Below are 18,738 nucleotides of genomic sequence, written 5' to 3'. Positions count from 1 at the left end.
GTCGGAGAACCACGCCTTCTTTGAACTCAGTCGAAAATACCCGCATCGCTTGTTGTGACATGAAGCCTCCTAAAGGCTCATGTCACTCAAATCGTGTGTCTCGCTTTAGGGGCGCAGCACACAACCTCGTCCCCAATTTCACGGTCGCCGAGTCGGTGTTCATGGGACAGGAATTACAAGGCCGGTTTGGCATTCGTTCGAGAAGAATGGGTCAAGAGGCCGAGCGGTTCCTGAAGGAGTCATTGAACTGCGAGATCAGCGGCGGCGCGCTGATCCGCGATCTTGGCGTCGCGCAGCGCAAACTGGTGCAGATCGCCCGGGCGCTCATCGACAACCGGGCCAAGATCGTCGTTTTCGACGAGCCGACGGCGCCCCTTGCCAGCGCCGAAATCGATCAATTGTTCCATGCGATCTCGCTTCTTAAGCAACGCGGCATCGCGATGATCTACGTCTCGCACTATCTGGGAGAAATCACCGCGATCTGCGACCGGGTCACAGTATTTCGTAATGGTCAGGACGTCGGCGTCATCGATAATGTCAGCCCGAAAGACGCGCCCCATATGATCAATCTGATGGTTGGACGCGATATCTCCGACCTTTACCCCCAAAGGAATCACTCCGCAGCGGAACCTATGCTGTCCCTAGAAAGCCTCGGTGACGGCAGGCACTTTCGCAACATCGGCCTTGAAGTCAGGCGCGGCGAAATCGTCGGTCTGGCCGGTTTGATCGGTTCCGGCCGCGAAGAGGTCGTCGAGGCGATCTACGGCCTCGCCAAACCTACTCAAGGGCGGACATTGCTCAGCGGCAAGCCGTTGCGCATTTCCTCTCCGTCGATCGCTGTCGCCAATGGCATTGTCCTGGTTCCGCGTGACCGCCGTCAGGATGGGCTGGTCCTCGATATGACGGTCGCCGACAACATCAATCTCGCATCACTCGAGGATGTCTCCTCCGGCTATTTGGTTAGGCAGGGAGCCGCCGCCGCGCGGGCACGGGGGATCGTCTCCAAGATCGATATCCGTCCGAAGAACGTTGACACGATCTCGCGACTCCTGAGCGGCGGCAACCAGCAGAAAGTCGTACTGGCGCGCTGGCTCGCCACTGGATCAAAGCTGTTCATCCTCGACGAACCGACAGTGGGCGTCGACATTGGCGCCAAGGTCGAGATCTACCGTCTCATAGAGAAACTCGCCGCCGATGGCGCGGCGGTCATCGTGTCGTCGTCCGATCCATCAGAGCTACTTGGTCTTTGCGACAGGATCGTCGTTCTGCTGCGCGGCGAGGTCGTCGCCAACTTGACGACCAATGAATGTAGCCTCGACCGACTGATTGCCCTGACAACCGGAGGTCATGCAGAAGAGGGAGCGGCGGCGTGACGAACGCGACTGCATTGCCGAGCCGTCGATCTGGGCCGGGCGTTATGAGATCGATGGCGTCTTACGCGCCATTGGCGATCTTTCTTGCTCTGATCGTCTACCTCGGTGTCAAAGCCCCGAGCTTCTTAACTCCGTCGACTATCGCTCTCGTTCTCAAGCAGAGCATTCCGACGGTGGTCGTCTGCCTGGGACTCGCCACAGTGGTCATGGCGGGCGGCGACGACGTTGTATCGGGGGGCATCGACCTTTCGATTCCGTCGATTGCGGTGCTTGCGGCAGCCATCGTGGCGGACCAGCTGACTAATCAGGGGTATTCGTTGTTGTTCGCCCTGTCGCTTGGATTGGGAGCGGCATTGTGCGCCGGCATTGTCAATGCCCTCCTTGTAGTGAGCGTCGGCATGACGCCGCTTCTAGCGACGCTTGCGAGCGGCGCAGCCTATGTCGGCATCAGCCAAGTGATCACGCACAGCCGGCGTATCAATGTCAGCGATCCGTTTATCGTCTCCCTGCGAGATGGGCAGGTCTGGGGCATTCCGATCGGAGTGCTGGCGGCCCTCGCGCTGGCAGTGATCTTCTTCGCGGCGCTGCACCGCACCCGGTGGGGGCTCAATCTGCAAGCCGTCGGCGGCAATCGCGATGCCGCTGAGACCTCCGGGCTGGCGCCGCGCAAGTTCATCGCGCTATCGTTCGTCATCGCGGGCGTCGCGGGCGGTTTGGCGGCCGCATTCGTGCTAGCGCGCGGCTCCGGCAGTTCGCCGGGGATCGAAGAAAACCTCTTGATCGAAATGGTGCTCGCCACCTTCCTCGGGGCGGCGTTCTCGCCCCGGCGAGTTGTCACGCTCTGGGGCGCCGTACTCGGTGCGATCCTCGTCTCCGCGCTCTCCGTCGGTTTCGGTTCGGTAGGCGTCGACGTGTTCTGGACGGGGTGCATTAAGGGGGGGCTCATCCTCGTGGTCGTTGCGTCCGCCGCCCTTTCGAGGAGCAACAACAAATGAAGGCCGCCGCAATGATTCCCGCGGCTAGAACGTTCCTTCCGAGTGTGCGGGACGTTTTCGTTCGATACACGTTTCTGGTCGTCATCGCCGTCTGCTTCGTGTTTTTCGCACTCTACAACCGGAATTTCCTCAGTGTATCCAATCTGACGAACATTCTTGAAGGCTCGGCTGTCCTGCTCGTCGTGTCGCTCGCGATGACGCTGGTTGTGGCACAGGGCGGCATCGACCTTTCGGTGGGCGTTGCGCTCGATTTTGGTTCGGCGTTTGCAATTGTCGCCCTAAAGGAATTCGGCGTCGCTTGGTACACGGCGGTGTTGACCGGAATCTTCGGGGGCGCGCTGGTCGGACTGCTCAACGCCTTCCTTGTGGTGAGACTGTCCGTCGGACCATTTCTCGCCACGCTTGGCGTCTATTTCATCTGCGGCAGCGTCGAACGCATCTTCACGCATGGCGGCGGGCCTATCTCGTTTCGCGGTCTTCCGGACGAGTACTACGACATCGCCGTCGGAAGCGTTTTCGGCATTCCGATGAAGATCGTCATCGGCGTGGTGGTTGTGGCCGTCTACTACATCCTTCTGGAGCGGTCTCTGTTCGGCAAGCGCATCCATGCAATCGGCCTACAGAGAAGCGCGGCGCGAGTTGCCGGCATCAAAGTACCCATCTATCTCGCGCTCGGCTTCATCGCTGCATCGGCCACTTGCGCGATCGGCGGCGTCATGGCTTCGGCGAACCTCAGGATGTTCACCCCGCTCGCTGGCAATTCTTACCTAATGGACGCCATCGCGGCGACCTTCATCGGTGCTTCAATCCATCCGCATGGACGTCCCAACGTACTCGGCACGCTAGTCGGCGTTCTGTTCCTCGGCATGATCGCCAACGGCCTCAATCTCATGGGTCTCGACTTCAATGTGAAGGCTGCCTTCTCGGGCATCATACTGGTCGCGGCGCTGGCGCGCGCGGTCGCCCAAAAAAGGCTGAGGTGACGGTAAAGAGGCGGCGGGCGCGGTGACGGTTTCTGCGCCCCATTCTGTGTTTCGGCGCGTATCGCGGCGCATCGCCAGAAATCGTTGAAGCGCGGTCGAGAACGAGATTCGTTCTTAATGCGGCACAGATTTGGCGCAGATGTAAGCGATGCGCAGCGATAACCAGCGATGCCGGGCGATGATTAATGTGTCTATAAACAATCATTAAGCCGTAGAGAAAGCACTTGGTCATTGCCCTCCGAAGGCAGAGCATTCGAGTCCCGCCAGCGGCCCCACCCGACTTGCCGGTTTGTGGGCGGTTCCAATGCGACCGTTACGCTTCGACTTCCGTAGGCGGGACGCATCAGCCGCCGACTTCAATCGCGAGCGCGGAAAGTTAGGTCCTCGCGTGCAAACCAGGGCGTCGAGATCGAACAGCTTCCGATCGTGCACCGCCGCATCGACCTCGAGCCTTTGCCCACCCCTGTGTGCACCTTTCAGCCGAGGCTCCGCGGCGTCCCTAAGGTTTCGACCCAGCTTGGCGGCGTCGCCCGCCGCCGTGGCGTCGTCCCACGAAGCCGGTGGCGATTAACGCCGAGCCGACGCGCCGGACCGCTGTCGCCCGCACGGGCAACAACAGGCGGGATTCTTGTCAATTCCCCTGAATTTCAGGATGCCAAGCTCGGCGATTTGGTGGTCCAAACGTGGTCCAGGACCGACAGGAAGTCGACAACCGCCAACACGACGTTGCCAACTTATTGCAAAAACTGGAGCGGGTGAAGGGAATCGAACCCTCGTATTCAGCTTGGAAGGCTGCTGCTCTGCCATTGAGCTACACCCGCGCCGACGCCGATGGCTCGTTCCTCTTAGGGTGCGCCTCGGCGAAAGGCAATCGCCGCCGCGCTCGTCGCACGCGGCTACAGCGCGCCACCGTCAAAGAAAAACCCCGGGCGCAGGGCCCGGGGTCGATTGTCTCGATCGCTCTGAAAGCGTCGATCAGAAAGCGACGCGCACGCCGCTGGTGAAGGCGGTGTTGTTTGGGTCCGTCCAGGCTTTGCCGTCGGGGTGCGTGTAGCCGTTGGCCAAGCCGCCGTAGACCGCCGAATACATCACGCCGGCGTAGAGGTCGACGCGCTTGACCGGGCGCCAATCGATCAGCCCCGCGTAAACGGGCTCGTGGCCCGCGCAGTTCTTTCCGGTGTCGACCGGGCACGAAGTCCCGGAATAGTTGTTCTGCCACTCGTAGTAGTAGCCGCCGGAGATATCGAGATTGCTGAGAACCGCGTACTTCGCGCCGACCCACGCCGTTTGCAGGATCTTGGCGCCGAATTTGTAACCCGTGGTGCTGATGTTGCTGCCGATCATGGTGTTGCCGGGCACGTCGATGCCGGCGATGCTGTTGAAGCCATCCGCCGCTTGCTCGGCGGCGTAAGAGTCGGTCGGGTCGGTGAGTCGATCGTAGGCATATCCGGCGAACGCCTGGAACGGGCCGTTCTTGTACTTGCCGGCGAGCGCCCAGCTGTCGACGTTGGCGATCGTCGCCCCGAGGTCGTCCGCGGCCCAGGGATGCGCCACGAGCGTGGCGTGGCTCAGCGCCGACAGGAACACCGCATCTTCGGCGTGGCTGTAGATGCCGTCGACCGAGAACCCGGCGTAGTCGCCGCCGATGTCGAATTGGTAGGCGTTTTCGGCGGCGTTGCCTTCGCTGTAGTTGCCAAGCTGCACCAACGCCCCGGCGCGGACGATGTTGTACTGCAGCACGTACTTCACCGAGGTGTTGTAGCGCGCAAGCTCGGTGTCGCCGAGACCGCCGACCGGCGTGCCCGACGAGCCGATCAGAGAGAAGCCGTAAGAGCCGCCGGTCGGATCGTAGTTGTTCGCCAGATCGTTGCTGAACGCGTACTGACGGCCGGCGGTCAGCGTGCCGAAGGTCGAGTTGCTGAGGCCGGCGTAGGCGCGGGTGTTGTCCCACTGACCGGCGCGGCTCGAATCGCCGTTGGCGCTCTGCGCCGGGCTCCCGGCGATGCCGTTGTTGTCGACCAGCGACTGCGGACCGTCCGCGAGGCGCATCGAATAGGGATCGAAGCCGGTGTTGATGTCGCCGATCACGTACCAGTTCGGCGCGACCTGCTCCTTGATCTTGACGCCGACGTTGGACTGGCTGAGGCCGTTGGGGACCAATTGCCATTTCGCATTGCCGCTGGTCTTGGCGATCAGTTCCGCAACGCCGTTGTTGTAGTCGTTGTTGAATTTCGAGGCGTGCGACTCGTAGCCGCCGCCCATGTCGATCGTGCCGTAGACCGTAATGCCGTAGGCCGACAGCGGGCAATCGGCGGCGGTCGAATCCAGCCAGGTCCAGAAGCTCGCGTAGCAGTTCGGCTTCTCGGCGGCGGGAGGCGTCTTCTTGGTCGGCAGGTCGGCGGCGGAAGCCGCGCCTACGGCGAGCAGCCCGGCGGCCGAAGCCAGGAGCAAGGGTTTCAACAATCGCATAATCAGCCCCACTGTTGTCGCCGTCCGTTCTGCGGTCAGCGTCTTGATTTGTCTTGCCTTTTTTGTCGTGTTGCGCGCGCGGCGGGCGCGATTCCATTCGTTGGGAATTTTAGTACACAGATTCCATAGACTATCTGGTTACCGCACGCAACCGTCCGACCTCGCGTCGCCGGCCCTGCGCCATTTTTCAGACAATCTCTCAATGCCCGCGGAGAACCTAGGCGCCCCGCGTGAAACTTATGTGACGCTTGCATTCACACATGATCCGCCGCAGCGCCGCAGGTTAATTCCGTGAAAGGGTGTGGCCGATGCGCAACATCCCGCCGCCGCCCGCGATGACAAGGCCGCCGGCGCCGTCTAGAACGGCTCGACCTTCGGCCCCGAGACTCCGCTTGTCGCCAACGCCCGCCATTGAAGCGCGCCGGCTCGTCAAACGCTTCGGCGCGACGACGGCGGTCGACGCGATCTCCTTCGCGGTCGAAGCGGGAACGGTCGTCGGTCTGCTGGGCGGCAACGGCGCCGGCAAGACGACGACGATCGGCATGATCATGGGGCTGACCCTGCCGAGCGCCGGCGAGGTCCGCGCGCTCGGCGTCGACATGGCGCGCGATCGCTACCGCGCGCTCGGCCGGATGAATTTCGAGAGCCCCTATGTCGACATGCCGCACCGGCTCACGGTTCGGCAGAACCTGCGCGTGTTCGGACGCCTCTACGGCGTCGCCGGCCTCGAGAAGCGCATCGAGGCGCTGGCGGCCGATCTGGCGCTCGAGCCGTTCCTCGACCGGCCGGCCGGCAGCCTTTCGGCTGGCCAGAAGACCCGCGTCGCTTTGGCCAAAGCGCTGATCAACGATCCCGAGCTGCTGCTGCTCGACGAGCCGACCGCCTCGCTCGACCCCGACACCGCCGACTGGGTGCGCGGCCGGCTGGAAGCGTTCCGCCGCGCCCGCGGCGCGACGATCCTGCTCGCCTCGCACAACATGGCCGAGGTCGAGCGGCTGTGCGGCCGGGTGCTGATGCTGAAACAGGGGCGAATCGTCGACGACGGCTCACCCGACGCGCTGATCGCCCGCTACGGCCGCAGCAGCCTGGAGGAAGTTTTCCTCGACGTTGCGCGCGCGCCGGCCGGGGAGGAGGCGTAAGTGACCGTCCTGACCGCGGAAATGGCGTTCTCGCCCGCGCGCGTCGGCGCTTTGGTGATGCGCTACCTCTATCTGATGCGTTCGTCCTGGCCGCGCCTGGCCGAGCTCGTCTATTGGCCGGCGGTGCAGATGCTGACCTGGGGCTTCCTCCAGACCTACATCCGCGCCCAGGCCGGCGCGGCGGGCGTCGGCGGCGCGATGGCGGTCGCCGGCGGCACGCTGATCGGCTCGCTGCTGCTGTGGGACACGCTGTTTCGCTGCCAGCTCGGCTTCTCGGTGTCGTTTATGGAGGAGATGTGGTCGCGCAACATCGCCAATCTCCTCATCAGCCCGCTGCGGCCGATCGAGTTCGCCGCCGCGCTGATGGCGATGAGCCTCATCCGCATGGCGATCGGGCTCGTCCCGGTGACGATGATGGCCTTTTGGTTCTTCGGCTTCAATCTGTGGGGCCTCGGCCTGGCGCTGGTCGGCTTCTTCCTCAATCTCGTGCTGACGAGCTGGGCGATCGGACTGGCGGTCTCCGGTCTGGTGCTGCGCAACGGCCTGGGCGCCGAAGGGCTGGCCTGGTCGGTGCTCTTCTTCGTCATGCCCTTCGCCTGCGTCTATTATCCGGTCGCCGCCTTGCCGGCTTGGCTGCAGACGATCGCCTGGTGTCTGCCGCCGACCTATGTCTTCGAGGGCCTGCGGGCGGCGGTGGTCGGGCGCCAGTTGCGCGCCGACCTGATGCTGGAAGCGCTGGCGATCAATGTCGGACTGATGGCGCTCGGCGCCGCGGCGTTCCTCGCCCTGCTCGGCAGCGCCCGCAAGGCCGGCGCGCTGCTGTCGATGGGCGAATGAAGCGGGTTTTGCGCCACAGCAAGGCCGGTTAGCCTATTGGCGACATTGATTCGTTCTCATACGAACCCTAACTTGGCTTCCTTGCTGGCCTTTCAGCGCTGGCGCAAGACCGGCCTGCGGGAGACGGACATGCTGCGCGGCTATTCCTACCAGCTCTATGAAATGGCCCATGCGGCGCTCGTCCCGGCCCGCGCCGTCTCCGACGCGGCGCATTTCATGTTCCGCAATCCGCTGAATCCGCTGTCGGCGACCGCGTTCGGCCGGAACATCGCCGCGAGCGCCGAGCTGTTCGAACGGATGACGCGCCGCTACGGCAAGCCGGTTTTTGGCCTCGACAGCATCGTCGTCGACGGCGTCGAGCGCGAGGTGTTGGAGGAGATCGTCTGGAGCCGGCCGTTCTGCAATCTGCTGCATTTCGTCCGTCCCGACCTGCCCGGTCATCTTGATCAGCCGAAGCTGTTGATCGTCGCGCCGATGTCGGGCCATTACGCGACTTTGCTGCGCGGCACGGTCGAGGCATTCTTGCCCACCCACCGCGTCTACGTCACCGACTGGACCGACGCGCGCATGGCGCCGCTGGCGCTCGGCGGCTTCGATCTCGACGATTATGTCGACTACCTGCGCGCGATGCTCGCGCATCTCGGTCCCGGCGCGCATACGCTCGGCGTCTGCCAGCCGGCGGTGCCGCTGATCGCCGCCGTCGCGCTGATGGAGGCGGCCGACCACCCGGACGTCCCGGCGTCGATGACGTTGATGGGCGGGCCGATCGACACGCGCTGCAGCCCGACCGCGGTCAACAAGCTCGCCCAACAGCGCGGCGTCGAATGGTTCCGCGCCAATTGCCTGCAGAGCGTGCCGTTCCCCTATCCAGGCTTCGGCCGCCAAGTCTATCCCGGCTATCTGCAGCTCTCCGGCTTCATGGCGATGAACTTCGACCGCCATGTCAACGCCCATCTCGAGATGTTCAACCAGCTTGTTTCCGGCGACGGCGACTCGGCCGATAGGCGCCGCGAATTTTACGACGAATATCTCGCGGTGATGGATCTGGCCGCCGAGTATTATATGCAGACGATCGAGACGGTGTTCGTGCGCCACCTGCTGCCCAAGGGCAAGATGACCCATCGCGGCGAGCCCGTCGATCTCAAGGCGATCCGCCGCACGGCGCTGATGACGGTCGAAGGCGAGAACGACGACATCTCCGGCGTCGGCCAGACGCAGGCGGCGCAGGATCTGTGCGTCAATATTCCTGACGAAAAGAAGCTGCACCATCTGCAGCTCGGCGTCGGCCATTACGGCGTGTTCAACGGTTCGCGCTTCCGCGCCCAGATCGCGCCGCGCATCGCCGCCTTCCATGCCCACGTCGATGCGCTCAACCGTCCGAAGGGCTGGCTGCGCCGGCGCGCCAAGGTCCGCGGCTGAACAGTCAGATTCGATTCACCGCGTTTCAGCGCCGGCGATGACCTTCTCGCCGCCGCGCGATATCCTCGGCTTCTGCTCGAGGCTCGAACGCGGGACGCGGCCATGTCGGCTCGGCGGCGAAACGGAACGATTGTCATCGTCGCGGCGGCGCTGGCGATTGGCCTGAGCGCGGCCGGCGCCGAGGCGCGGCCGGTCGTCGGTTTTCCGTCGGACTATTCCGCCGGCACGATCGTCATCTCGCAGTCCGCGCGCAAACTCTATCTCGTGCTCGATTCGCGCAGCGCCATCGCCTATCCGGTCGCGGTCGCCAAGCCCGGCAAGGAATGGAGCGGCTTCGCCCGCGTCGACGGCAAATATGTCGAGCCCGCCTGGGCGCCGCCGACGGTGGTCAAGCGCGATCATCCCGAATTGCCCGACCTCATCCCCGGCGGTTCGCCGCACAACCCGATGGGCGCCCGGGCGATCACGCTCGACCGCGACGAGGTGGCGATCCACGGCACGACCGCGGCGATGCGTCCCTCGGTCGGCACGGCCGCCTCCTACGGCTGCATCCGCATGTACAACGAGGACGTGATCGATCTCTACGATCGCGTCAGCGTCGGCGCGCCGGTGGTGATGGTCCGCTGAGGGGCTGCGAGGGGTTCCGCGGTGGCGCGGCCGTCCGCAGTGGCGCGGCCGTCCCTGGCCGCAGGCGCGGAGGCCCGCGCCGCTGCCGGCGTCGGGTCAGAAATCCGCAGCGATTCCCTTCACCTCCCAGTCGCCGTAACGCGTTGGGTCGAGCCCGCCGCGGCCGTTGACTTCGGGCGCGCCCGGCGCGGCGGCGGCGCGGCGGCGGCGCTGCTCGACTTCCGCAAGCGCGCGCTTCGCCGCCTCAGGCATCGGTCGCCCGGCTTCGCCCGCTGACGGAGCGTCGCTGACGGTCGCCGGCGAGGCGTCTTCGTCGTTTCCGAGGTGATCCTTGCTCATCGCCGCCAGGCTACTGCGTCACAGCGGCGGGAGAAAGGGGCCCGGCAGGGGGCGTGGCCGGCCGGCGTTTCAGTCTATACTCGTCCGTATCCTCGCGATCTCGTGATTCGGCAGGACTGAGTTTGAACGCGAAACGCCCCGGCGGATTCGACGCGCGCGCGTTGCGCGGGCCGGCGCCGCCGCCGCTTGAGACCCCTCCCGGTCTGACGGCGCGCCTCGCCGCCGCCCAGGCGATCGCCGACGCGTTGACATTTCAGCGGCCGCTGGATGAGCGCTTCGCCGCCGCGGAGACGGATCCGCGCTTCACCGGGCTCGACGCGCGCGACCGCGCGTTGGCGCGGTCGATCGCCGTGGTCGCCGTGCGCCGTCTCGGCACCATCCGCAAGGCGCTGGCGCTGCACTTGATCAAAGGACTGCCGCGGCGGGCCGGAGCGCTCGAGTGGATCCTCGTCGCCGCGGCGGCGCAGATCCTGTTCCTCGACCTGCCCGACCATTCCGCGGTCGATCTCGCCGTCAGAGCGACGAAGCTCGACCCCGGCGCCGCGCCCTTCGCCGGGTTGGTCAATGCGGTGCTGCGCAACGTCGCGCGCGCCAAGGACGAGACCGTCGCGACGAGCGACCCGTTCGACGACGACACGCCACAATGGCTGGCGCAGCGTTGGAAGGCGAACTATGGCGAGGAGACGGCGCGGAAAATTGCGCGCGCCCATCGCGACGAGCCGACGCTCGACCTCTCCGTCAAGCGCGACCCCGACGACTGGGCGCTTCGGCTCGACGGAATCGTCCTGCCGACCGGCTCGGTGCGCCTTTCGGCCCACACGCCGATCGTCGAGTTGCCCGGCTACGCCGACGGCGAATGGTGGGTGCAGGACGCCGCCGCGGCGATTCCAGCGCGTCTCACTGGCGTCGCGGCGGGCGCGCGGGTCGTCGATCTCTGCGCCGCGCCGGGCGGCAAGAGCGCGCAGCTCGCCGCCGCCGGCGCCAAGGTCACCGCGGTCGATCGCTCGGCCGAGCGGTTGAAGCGTCTGGCCGCCAATTTCAGCCGGCTGCGGCTCGAGGCCGACATCGCCGTCGCCAACGCGCTCGCTTTCGAGGCGGCGCCGTTCGACGCGACGCTGATCGACGCGCCTTGCACGGCGACCGGAACCATCCGCCGCCATCCCGACGTCGCCTGGACCAAGCGCCAGGGCGACCTGGCGACGCTCGGCGATCTGCAGAGCAAGCTGATCGACAAGGCGGTCGCGCTGACCGCGCCGGGCGGAATCATCGTCTATTGCACCTGCTCGCTCGAGCCGGAGGAGGGCGAGGCGCAGATCGCCGCGCTGCTCAGGCGCAATCCCGACGTGCGGCGCGTGCCCATCGCGGCGTCGGAAATCGGCGGACTGAGCGAATGCCTCAACCCGGTCGGCGAACTGCGCGCCTTGCCCTGCCATTTGCAGGCGTCCGAGCCGCGCCTTTCCGGCCTCGACGGCTTCTTCGCCGCGCGCCTGCAACGCCGCCCTTAAGCCGCCGACGCGAGTTCCGGCGCGGGCGAAAGCGTGATAAGGCGCGGCCGAAATTCGTCTCTCCAGCCAGCGAGCCCGTCCATGGCCCTCGACCTCGCGCCGATCGTTCGCGCCCTCATCTCGGTTTCCGACAAGACCGGCCTTGCCGAACTGGGCGAGGCGCTCGCAGCGCGCGGGATCGAGCTCGTCTCGACCGGCGGCACCGCCGCGGCGCTGGCGAAAGCCGGCCTCAAGGTCGTCGACGTCGCCAATCTGACCGGATTTCCCGAGATGATGGACGGTCGGCTGAAGACGCTGCATCCGCGCGTCCACGGCGGCCTGCTGGCGATCCGCGGCGAGCCCGCCCACCAGGCGGCGATGATCGCCAACGGCATCGCCCCGATCGATCTGCTGATCGTCAACCTCTATCCGTTCGAGGACGCGTTGCGTCGCGTCGCGCCCTTCGACGAGATGATCGAGAATATCGACATCGGCGGGCCGGCGATGATCCGCGCCGCCGCCAAGAACCACGCCGACGTCGCCGTCATCGTCGACGTCGCCGACTACGCGCGTCTGCTCGAGGAAATGGCGCTCAGCGGCGGCGCGACGCGCCTCGCCTTCCGCCGCGCGCTGGCGCAGAAGGCGTTCGCGCGCGCCGCTGCTTATGACTCCGCGATCTCCAACTGGTTCGCGCGCGAGATCGGCGAGACGGCGCCGGCCTGGCGCACCTTCGGCGGCAAGCTTGCTAGCGCATTGCGCTACGGCGAGAACCCGCACCAGAGCGCCGCCTTCTACGTCGGTCCCGAGTCGCGGCCCGGCGTCGCCACCGCCCGCCAGCTCCAGGGCAAGGCGCTCTCCTACAACAACCTCAACGACACCGACGCGGCCTTCGAGCTCGTCGCCGAATTCCCGCCCGAGGAATCGGCCGCCGCGGCGATCATCAAGCACGCCAATCCCTGCGGCGTCGCGGTCGGCGCGACCCTGCGCGACGCCTACGAGAAGGCGCTGTCGTGCGATCCGGTCTCGGCCTACGGCGGCGTGGTCGCGCTCAACCGCACGCTCGACGCGGCGGCGGCGCGCAAGATCGTCGAGATCTTCACCGAGGTCATCATCGCGCCGGCGGTCGACGACGAGGCTTTGGCGATCGTCGCGACCAAGAAGAACCTGCGCCTGCTCGTCGCCGGCGGCTTGCCCGATCCGCTCGCGCCGACGGCGACCGTTCGCTCGGTCGCCGGCGGCCTGCTGGTGCAGGACCGCGACGCGGGCGGGCTCGATCCCGCGACGCTCAGGGTCGTCACCAAGCGCGCCCCCACCGCGGCCGAACTTGCCGATCTCGCTTTCGCCTGGCGGGTGTGCAAGCACGTCAAATCGAACGCGATCGTCTACGCGCGCGACGGCGTCACGGTCGGCGTCGGCGCCGGGCAGATGTCGCGGGTCGATTCCGCCATGATCGCCGCGCGCAAGGCCGAGGACGCGGCGCGCGCCGCCGGCTGGCCGGCGCCGCGCACCCACGGCGCGGTCGTCGCTTCCGACGCCTTCTTCCCCTTCGCCGACGGGCTCGTGGCGGCGATCGAGGCGGGCGCGACCGCCGTCATCCAGCCCGGCGGCTCGATGCGCGACGCCGACGTCATCGCCGCCGCCGACGCGGCCGGGATCGCGATGGTGTTCACGGGGATGCGCCACTTCCGCCATTGAGCGGCGCAAATACGAAGAAGAGCCGGAAAGCCGAGGGGACGGGACCCTACGGCAATCGGCTCTTCCTCTGCTTTCGCGATGGAGCTGTGGATCCCTCGCTACTGCGGCGCAGACGCTATGCGGGTCGACGCACAGCGTGAATGGAGCATCTTGTCGCAGGCCGAATTCCCGACGCGCGTTTGACAGTCGCCATAAACTCTGCAATACAGAGTACTCTGGAATTGAGGCAAGCGATGGCGTTATGGCAGATTCTCACTTGGCCGCTGGCGGCGGTCGGCGTCGCGGCGCTGGCGCTCGGGGCGATGCTCGCACAGCCGGTCGAATCCCCGCCGCCGCTCGAATCGATCCATGGCGGCGCGATGGCGATCCCGCAGGACGGCAAGCCGGAGCTCAGCCGATTCCAGGCGCGCGACGGCACGTGGCTCGCCTACCGGCTTTATCCCGCCGCTGACGGCGGCCGTGATCACTTGGCGATCGTCTATCACGGCTCGTCGGGCTCCTCAGACGAGATGAATGCGACCGCGCTCACGCTGGCGAAAGCCGGCTTCGTCGCGGTCGCAGTCGATACGCGCGGCCACGGCGCCTCGGGCTCGCGAGGCGACATCAGCTATGTCGGCCAGCTCGAGGACGATCTCGCCGATCTCGTCGCCCATCTGCGCGCCGACTACACGACCGCGCATCTGACGCTCGTCGGCCATTCCTCGGGCGGCGGGTTCGTCTTGCGCGTCGCCGCCGCGCCGGTCGGCGCGTCCTTCGACCGCTTTGTGCTGCTCGCGCCCTATCTCGGCTATCGCGCGCCGACCAACCGCCCATCGGAGGGGTCGGGGCGCTGGGCCGCGCCCGACCTTCCGCGCATCGCCGCGCTGACAGTGCTGGGCGCGCTCGGAATCGATTGGGCGCAGTCGTTGCCGGCGATCGCCTTCGCCAACCGCCCCGAGGCGGCGATGGCGACGACTTCGCGCTATTCCTACCGCCTGCTGATCAACTACGGCCCGCCCCACGACTGGGAAGGCGCGCTGAAGTCGGCTGGAAACAAGATCGAGCTGATCGCCGGCCTCGACGACGAATTGATGGACGCCGAGGCCTACCAGAGCGCCGTCGCGCCGCTCGGCGTGCGGGTGACGCTGCTGCCGGGCGTCGACCATATCGGCGTCGTCTATCAACCCGCTGCGCTGGCTGCGATCGCAGCGGCAGTGAAGTAGGCTTGCAGCCGCCCGTCCCGGGACTGAGACGCAGGAGCGTTCACGATGCTGGTTTTCGACATCCTTTCGCATACACCGGTCTGGGTGTGGGTCCTATTCGCCTATCTCGTCTCGCGCGGTGTCGTCGCTCTCCGAGAACGGGAGATGCAGCCGGGCCGCGCGCTGATCGTGCCGATCGTTTTTCTCGTCTGGGGCCTTGCGGGCCTCATCGAGTCGCGCGGCCTCGGCTTCGATCTCGCGCTGTTCGTCGTCGGCCTGGCGGCGGGCATTTTCGGGGGGCGCGCGCTCGCCGTTCTGACGCCGCCGCCGCGCCTCTCGCTCGCCGCCGGGACGATGATCCTGCCGGGCTCGCCGATCCCATTCGCGCTGATCATCGTCAGCTTTGCGGTTAAATACGTCGCCGCGGTCGCCCTGGCGCTGAACGCCGGCTCGCCTGCTCACGCCCAGATCGCCAGCGCGTCGGCCGTGGTCGGCGGCGTCTTCGCCGGGCTGTTCTGGGGCCGCACGCTGACCCAGTTCCGCCGCGCGCTCGAGGCGGCGGACGTCGGCGCCGGCTGGGCGGATGCGGCGCGGCTCGCGTTCCTCCGCCCCGCGGCGAGCGCCGACGGAGCAACGTCGTGACGAGGAAGGCGGGAGCGGCGCAATGACCATCAGCTCGAAGGAAGCCAGCGCGACGCTCGCCGAGATCGACGGCGTCGTCGCGCGCGTAAAGCAATCGCGCCTCTATCGCCTCACCGGCGCGCTGCTCGTCCTGTGGGGCGCAATCGTCGTCGCCGCCGATATGATCGGCTTCCTCTGGCCGCACGGGTCGGTGTGGACTTGGGTCGCCGCCAATGCGCTCGGCGCGCTGGCGAGTTTCGTCATGCTGCGCGCCGCGACGGACGCGTCCTGCCGCATTCCCTGGCGCTTCCTCGCCGCTTTCGCGGTGTTTGTCGCCTTCGGCCTGCTGTGGAGCGTCGGCTTCGGCCGCTTCGGTCCGCGCGAGCTCGACGCGTTCTGGCCGACCCTGTTCCTGTTCGGTTATGCGCTCGCCGGCCTGTGGTTCGGGGCCGCCTTCGCCGCCCTCGGCCTAGGCTTGAGCGCGCTGGTGCTCGCCGGCTATCTGTGGTCGGGCGAGTGGTTCAATCTGTGGCTCGCCGCCGTCAACGGCGGCGGCTTCATCCTCTGCGGCCTGTGGATGCGGCGGGCCTGAGGCGATGAACGGGCTCGACGAAACGATCCACCAGCCGATGCGCCTGCGGCTCATGGCGGCGCTGACCGCGCTGCCGCCTTCCGCCGAGGGGCTCGACTTCGCGCGGTTGAAATCGCTGACCGGCGCGACCGACGGCAATCTCGGCGCCCACATCGACCATCTCGCGCGCGCGGGCTACGTCGAGGTCGCCAAGGCTTTCGTCGGCAAGCGGCCGCGCACGACGGTCAAGGCGAGCCGGGCCGGGCGCGCCGCCTTCGCCCGCCACGTCGCGTTCCTGCGCGAGATCCTCGCCCAGAGCTGAATGTCTTCGCGGCCGTCTTGTCCGAACTTGCCGACGTCGCTCCTCGGTCTCATGTTCAGCCTCGTCGCGAGCGTGGAGCTGGCGGCGTCGCCGACGGGAGCCGAACATGAAACGCTTTCTGATCAAATATCGACTGAGCAACGGACAGGAAGAGACGTGGCGTCAGGACATCGCGCGCTTCATCGCCGCTCTCGACGCCGACCCCGCGCTGGCGGGGAAGATAACCTACCGCGCGATGAAGAACCGCGACGGCGCCGACTATTACCACCTCGCGACGGCCGTCGACGACGCGGCGGCCAAAACCTTGGGGCGGGCTGAATTCTTCAAGGCCTATGCCGAACTCACCCGCCGCGTGTCGGGCGGCGAAGTGGAGGTTCTGCCGCTCGAGGTGGTCGGCGAAACGGCGACGGTCGCCTGAGGGCAGTCGGCCCGCGCCGGCAAGCTGTGCTATTCACCCGTCCACGCGCGCTGGGGCCGCCCGGCGCGGCGTCGTGGAATCCTCTGGGATTCGCTGGAGACGGGAGCCAATCGTGTCCGACGCCTTCCTGACCCATCTGCGCGCGACGCTGGCCGAGATCGACGCCGTGGGGCTGACCAAGCGCGAGCGGCTGATCGCCGGGCCGCAGGGGGCGCGGATCAAGGTCGCTAGCGACGGCGCGACGCGCGAGACGCTCAACCTCTGCGCCAACAACTATCTTGGCCTCGCTAATCATCCCGACGTGATCGCCGCCGCCAAGGCCGCGCTCGACGCATTCGGCTTCGGCATGGCCTCGGTGCGCTTCATCTGCGGCGCGCAGACGCTGCACCGCGAGCTCGAGCTGGCGATCGCGCGCCATCTCGGCAAGGACGACGCGATCCTGTTCGCCGCCTGTTTCGACGCCAACGGCGGCGTATTCGAGCCGCTGCTCGGCGAGGCCGACGCGATCGTCTCCGATTCGCTGAACCACGCCTCGATCATCGACGGCGTGCGGCTCAGCAAGGCGCGCCGCTACCGATACGCTGCGTCCGATATGAACGCGCTCGAGGATTGCCTGAAGCAGGCCGATTCCGACGGCGCGCGGTTCAAGCTCATCGCCACCGACGGCGTGTTCTCGATGGACGGCGCCGTTGCCAAGCTGCCTGAAATCTGCGCGCTCGCCGAACGCTATGGCGCGCTGGTTCTGGTCGACGATTGCCACGCGACCGGCCATCTCGGCGACAAGGGCCGCGGCACGCCGGCGCTGACCGGCGCGGGCGACCGCGTCGACATCGTCACCGGCACCTTCGGCAAGACGCTCGGCGGCGGCATGGGCGGCTTCGTCGCCGCGGCGCAGCCGATCGTCGATCTCTTACGCCAGCGCGCGCGGCCCTATCTCTTCTCCAACAGCCTCGCGCCGCCGATGGCCGCCGGCGCGCTGAAGGCGCTGGAGATCGCCATTCGCTCCGACGATCGTCGCGCCCGCCTGCAGGCGCACGCCCGCCGCTTTCGCGCCGGGCTCGCCAAGGCCGGCTTCAATCTGCTGCCGGGCGAGACGCCGATCATTCCGGTGATGCTCGGCGAAGCGCGGCTCGCGCAGGATCTGGCGCGGGCGCTCGACGCGCGCGGCGTCTATGTCGCCGGCTTCTTCTTTCCCGTCGTGCCGAAGGGCGCGGCGCGCATCCGCACCCAGATGTCGGCGGGCTTAAGCGAGGCGGACGTCGACTTCGCTCTCGCCGCCTTCGCCGACGCCGGCAAGGCGGTTGGAATTCTCTAGAACCCGGAGGCGAGCCGATGAAGGCGTTGGTGAAGGAGAAGGCGGCGCCGGGCCTGTGGATGCGCGAGGTTCCGAAGCCCGAGATCGGCCCCGACGACGTGCTGGTCAAGGTCCACAAGACCGGCATCTGCGGCACCGACATCCATATCTTCAATTGGGACGAGTGGGCGCAGAAGACGATCCCGACGCCGATGACGATCGGCCACGAATATGCCGGCGAGATCGTCGCGCTCGGCGCCAACGTGCGCCGCCTGCAGATCGGCCAGCGCGTGTCGGGCGAGGGCCACGTGATCGGCATGGGCAGCCGCGCCGCGCGCGGCGGGCGCTACCATCTCGATCCGGAAACGCGCGGCATCGGCGTCGACATTCCCGGCGCCTTCGCCGAATACGTGCGGGTGCCGGCGTTCAACATCGTGCCGCTGCCCGACGACGTCGACGACGAGCTCGGCGCGATCCTCGATCCGCTCGGCAATGCGGTCCATACCGCGCTCGCCTTCGATCTCGTCGGCGAGGATGTGCTGATCACCGGGGCCGGGCCGATCGGCATCATGGCCGGGGCGGTCGCGCGCCACGTCGGCGCGCGCCACGTCGTCATCACCGACATCAACCCGCGCCGCCTCAAGCTCGCCGAGGAGGTCGCCGACGTGGTCGCGGTCGATGTCTCGAAGTCCGACCTCAAGGCGACGATGGGCCGGCTCAAGATGACCGAAGGCTTCGACGTCGCGCTCGAGATGAGCGGCGCGCCGGCGGCGTTCGATCAATTGTTCGACGCCATCATCGTGGGCGGCCGGGTCGCCCTGCTCGGCCTGCCGGCCAAGCCGACGCTCATCGACTGGAACAAGGTCATCTTCAAGCAGCTCACCATCAAGGGCATCTATGGGCGCGAGATGTTCGAGACCTGGCACAAGATGATCGCGATGCTGGAAAGCGGGCTCGACGTGCGCAAGGTC

At 66.7% G+C, this 18,738-nt stretch carries 18 protein-coding genes and 1 tRNA gene; 16 read left to right on the top strand and 3 right to left on the bottom strand.

Translation table 11 applies throughout. The features are described 5' to 3' along the window. From ABSF49_RS11830 to ABSF49_RS11820, 3 genes are all read left to right on the top strand, one after another. The coding region (locus ABSF49_RS11830; RefSeq protein ID WP_424112850.1) for a sugar ABC transporter ATP-binding protein at window positions 1–1,373 on the top strand (1,373 nt) is incomplete at its 5' end. 71 nt (window positions 1,374–1,444) lie between these two features. Beyond that, on the top strand, window positions 1,445–2,368 hold the full coding sequence (locus tag ABSF49_RS11825) for an ABC transporter permease (RefSeq protein WP_424112849.1): 924 nt from the start codon (window positions 1,445–1,447) through the stop codon (window positions 2,366–2,368). Further along, window positions 2,365–3,351, top strand: a complete 987-nt coding sequence (locus tag ABSF49_RS11820; protein ID WP_424112848.1) for an ABC transporter permease — start codon at window positions 2,365–2,367, stop codon at window positions 3,349–3,351. Before ABSF49_RS11825 ends, ABSF49_RS11820 begins: the two co-directional genes overlap by 4 nt. Window positions 3,352–4,098: 747 nt before the next feature. Here ABSF49_RS11820 and ABSF49_RS11815 read toward each other — a convergent pair. Both ABSF49_RS11815 and ABSF49_RS11810 read right to left on the bottom strand, forming a co-directional pair. Then, a tRNA-Gly gene (locus tag ABSF49_RS11815) sits at window positions 4,099–4,172 on the bottom strand. 154 nt (window positions 4,173–4,326) lie between these two features. Next, complete coding sequence (locus ABSF49_RS11810; RefSeq protein WP_424112847.1) at window positions 4,327–5,811, bottom strand: porin; 1,485 nt, start codon at window positions 5,809–5,811, stop codon at window positions 4,327–4,329. A 344-nt stretch (window positions 5,812–6,155) separates the two neighbouring features. Here ABSF49_RS11810 and ABSF49_RS11805 point away from each other — a divergent pair, with 344 nt between their 5' ends. The 4 genes from ABSF49_RS11805 to ABSF49_RS11790 all read left to right on the top strand — a co-directional run bounded on the left by ABSF49_RS11805 (window position 6,156) and on the right by ABSF49_RS11790 (window position 9,842). Continuing rightward, the gene (locus ABSF49_RS11805) at window positions 6,156–6,959 is read left to right on the top strand and encodes an ABC transporter ATP-binding protein (protein WP_424112853.1); all 804 of its coding nucleotides are present in this window, start codon (window positions 6,156–6,158) and stop codon (window positions 6,957–6,959) included. Window positions 6,960–6,980: 21 nt separating this feature from the next. After that, entirely contained in the window at window positions 6,981–7,796 is an 816-nt protein-coding gene (locus ABSF49_RS11800; RefSeq protein WP_424112852.1) for an ABC transporter permease, read from the top strand. Window positions 7,797–7,925: 129 nt separating this feature from the next. After that, entirely contained in the window at window positions 7,926–9,215 is a 1,290-nt protein-coding gene (locus ABSF49_RS11795; RefSeq protein ID WP_424112851.1) for a polyhydroxyalkanoate depolymerase, read from the top strand. Between the two features lie 102 nt (window positions 9,216–9,317). Beyond that, window positions 9,318–9,842, top strand: coding sequence for a L,D-transpeptidase (locus tag ABSF49_RS11790; protein ID WP_424112846.1), 525 nt, complete (start codon window positions 9,318–9,320; stop codon window positions 9,840–9,842). A gap of 96 nt (window positions 9,843–9,938) precedes the next feature. Here ABSF49_RS11790 and ABSF49_RS11785 read toward each other — a convergent pair whose 3' ends face one another. Continuing rightward, window positions 9,939–10,181: a DUF1674 domain-containing protein gene (locus ABSF49_RS11785; protein WP_424112845.1), complete on the bottom strand. Its 243-nt coding sequence runs from the start codon at window positions 10,179–10,181 to the stop codon at window positions 9,939–9,941. 122 nt (window positions 10,182–10,303) lie between these two features. Here ABSF49_RS11785 and ABSF49_RS11780 point away from each other — a divergent pair, with 122 nt between their 5' ends. The 9 genes from ABSF49_RS11780 to tdh all read left to right on the top strand — a co-directional run. Further along, on the top strand, window positions 10,304–11,686 hold the full coding sequence (locus ABSF49_RS11780) for an RsmB/NOP family class I SAM-dependent RNA methyltransferase (RefSeq protein WP_424112844.1): 1,383 nt from the start codon (window positions 10,304–10,306) through the stop codon (window positions 11,684–11,686). Between the two features lie 81 nt (window positions 11,687–11,767). Continuing rightward, the gene (gene purH / locus ABSF49_RS11775; protein WP_424112843.1) at window positions 11,768–13,360 is read left to right on the top strand and encodes a bifunctional phosphoribosylaminoimidazolecarboxamide formyltransferase/IMP cyclohydrolase; all 1,593 of its coding nucleotides are present in this window, start codon (window positions 11,768–11,770) and stop codon (window positions 13,358–13,360) included. 233 nt (window positions 13,361–13,593) lie between these two features. Further along, window positions 13,594–14,562 carry an alpha/beta hydrolase gene (locus tag ABSF49_RS11770; protein ID WP_424112842.1) on the top strand — a complete coding sequence of 323 codons (969 nt, stop codon included), beginning with the start codon at window positions 13,594–13,596 and terminating at the stop codon, window positions 14,560–14,562. Between the two features lie 45 nt (window positions 14,563–14,607). Further along, window positions 14,608–15,183, top strand: coding sequence for a DUF6622 family protein (locus ABSF49_RS11765; RefSeq protein WP_424112841.1), 576 nt, complete (start codon window positions 14,608–14,610; stop codon window positions 15,181–15,183). A 22-nt stretch (window positions 15,184–15,205) separates the two neighbouring features. Then, window positions 15,206–15,754, top strand: coding sequence for a hypothetical protein (locus ABSF49_RS11760; protein WP_424112840.1), 549 nt, complete (start codon window positions 15,206–15,208; stop codon window positions 15,752–15,754). A 4-nt stretch (window positions 15,755–15,758) separates the two neighbouring features. Further along, window positions 15,759–16,055, top strand: a complete 297-nt coding sequence (locus ABSF49_RS11755) for a winged helix-turn-helix domain-containing protein (RefSeq protein ID WP_424112839.1) — start codon at window positions 15,759–15,761, stop codon at window positions 16,053–16,055. A 106-nt stretch (window positions 16,056–16,161) separates the two neighbouring features. Next, window positions 16,162–16,473 carry a hypothetical protein gene (locus ABSF49_RS11750; RefSeq protein ID WP_424112838.1) on the top strand — a complete coding sequence of 104 codons (312 nt, stop codon included), beginning with the start codon at window positions 16,162–16,164 and terminating at the stop codon, window positions 16,471–16,473. A gap of 112 nt (window positions 16,474–16,585) precedes the next feature. Further along, window positions 16,586–17,788 (top strand): glycine C-acetyltransferase, encoded by a 1,203-nt coding sequence (locus tag ABSF49_RS11745; RefSeq protein WP_424112837.1) that lies wholly within the window; start codon window positions 16,586–16,588, stop codon window positions 17,786–17,788. Between the two features lie 17 nt (window positions 17,789–17,805). Then, a partial coding sequence (gene tdh, locus ABSF49_RS11740) for an L-threonine 3-dehydrogenase (protein ID WP_424112836.1) occupies window positions 17,806–18,738 on the top strand: 933 nt, incomplete at its 3' end.

Origin of the sequence: Roseiarcus sp. (assembly GCF_049514155.1) — a bacterium.
GTDB lineage: Bacteria > Pseudomonadota > Alphaproteobacteria > Rhizobiales > Beijerinckiaceae > Roseiarcus.
This window is presented reverse-complemented; position numbering and strand designations above follow the sequence as displayed.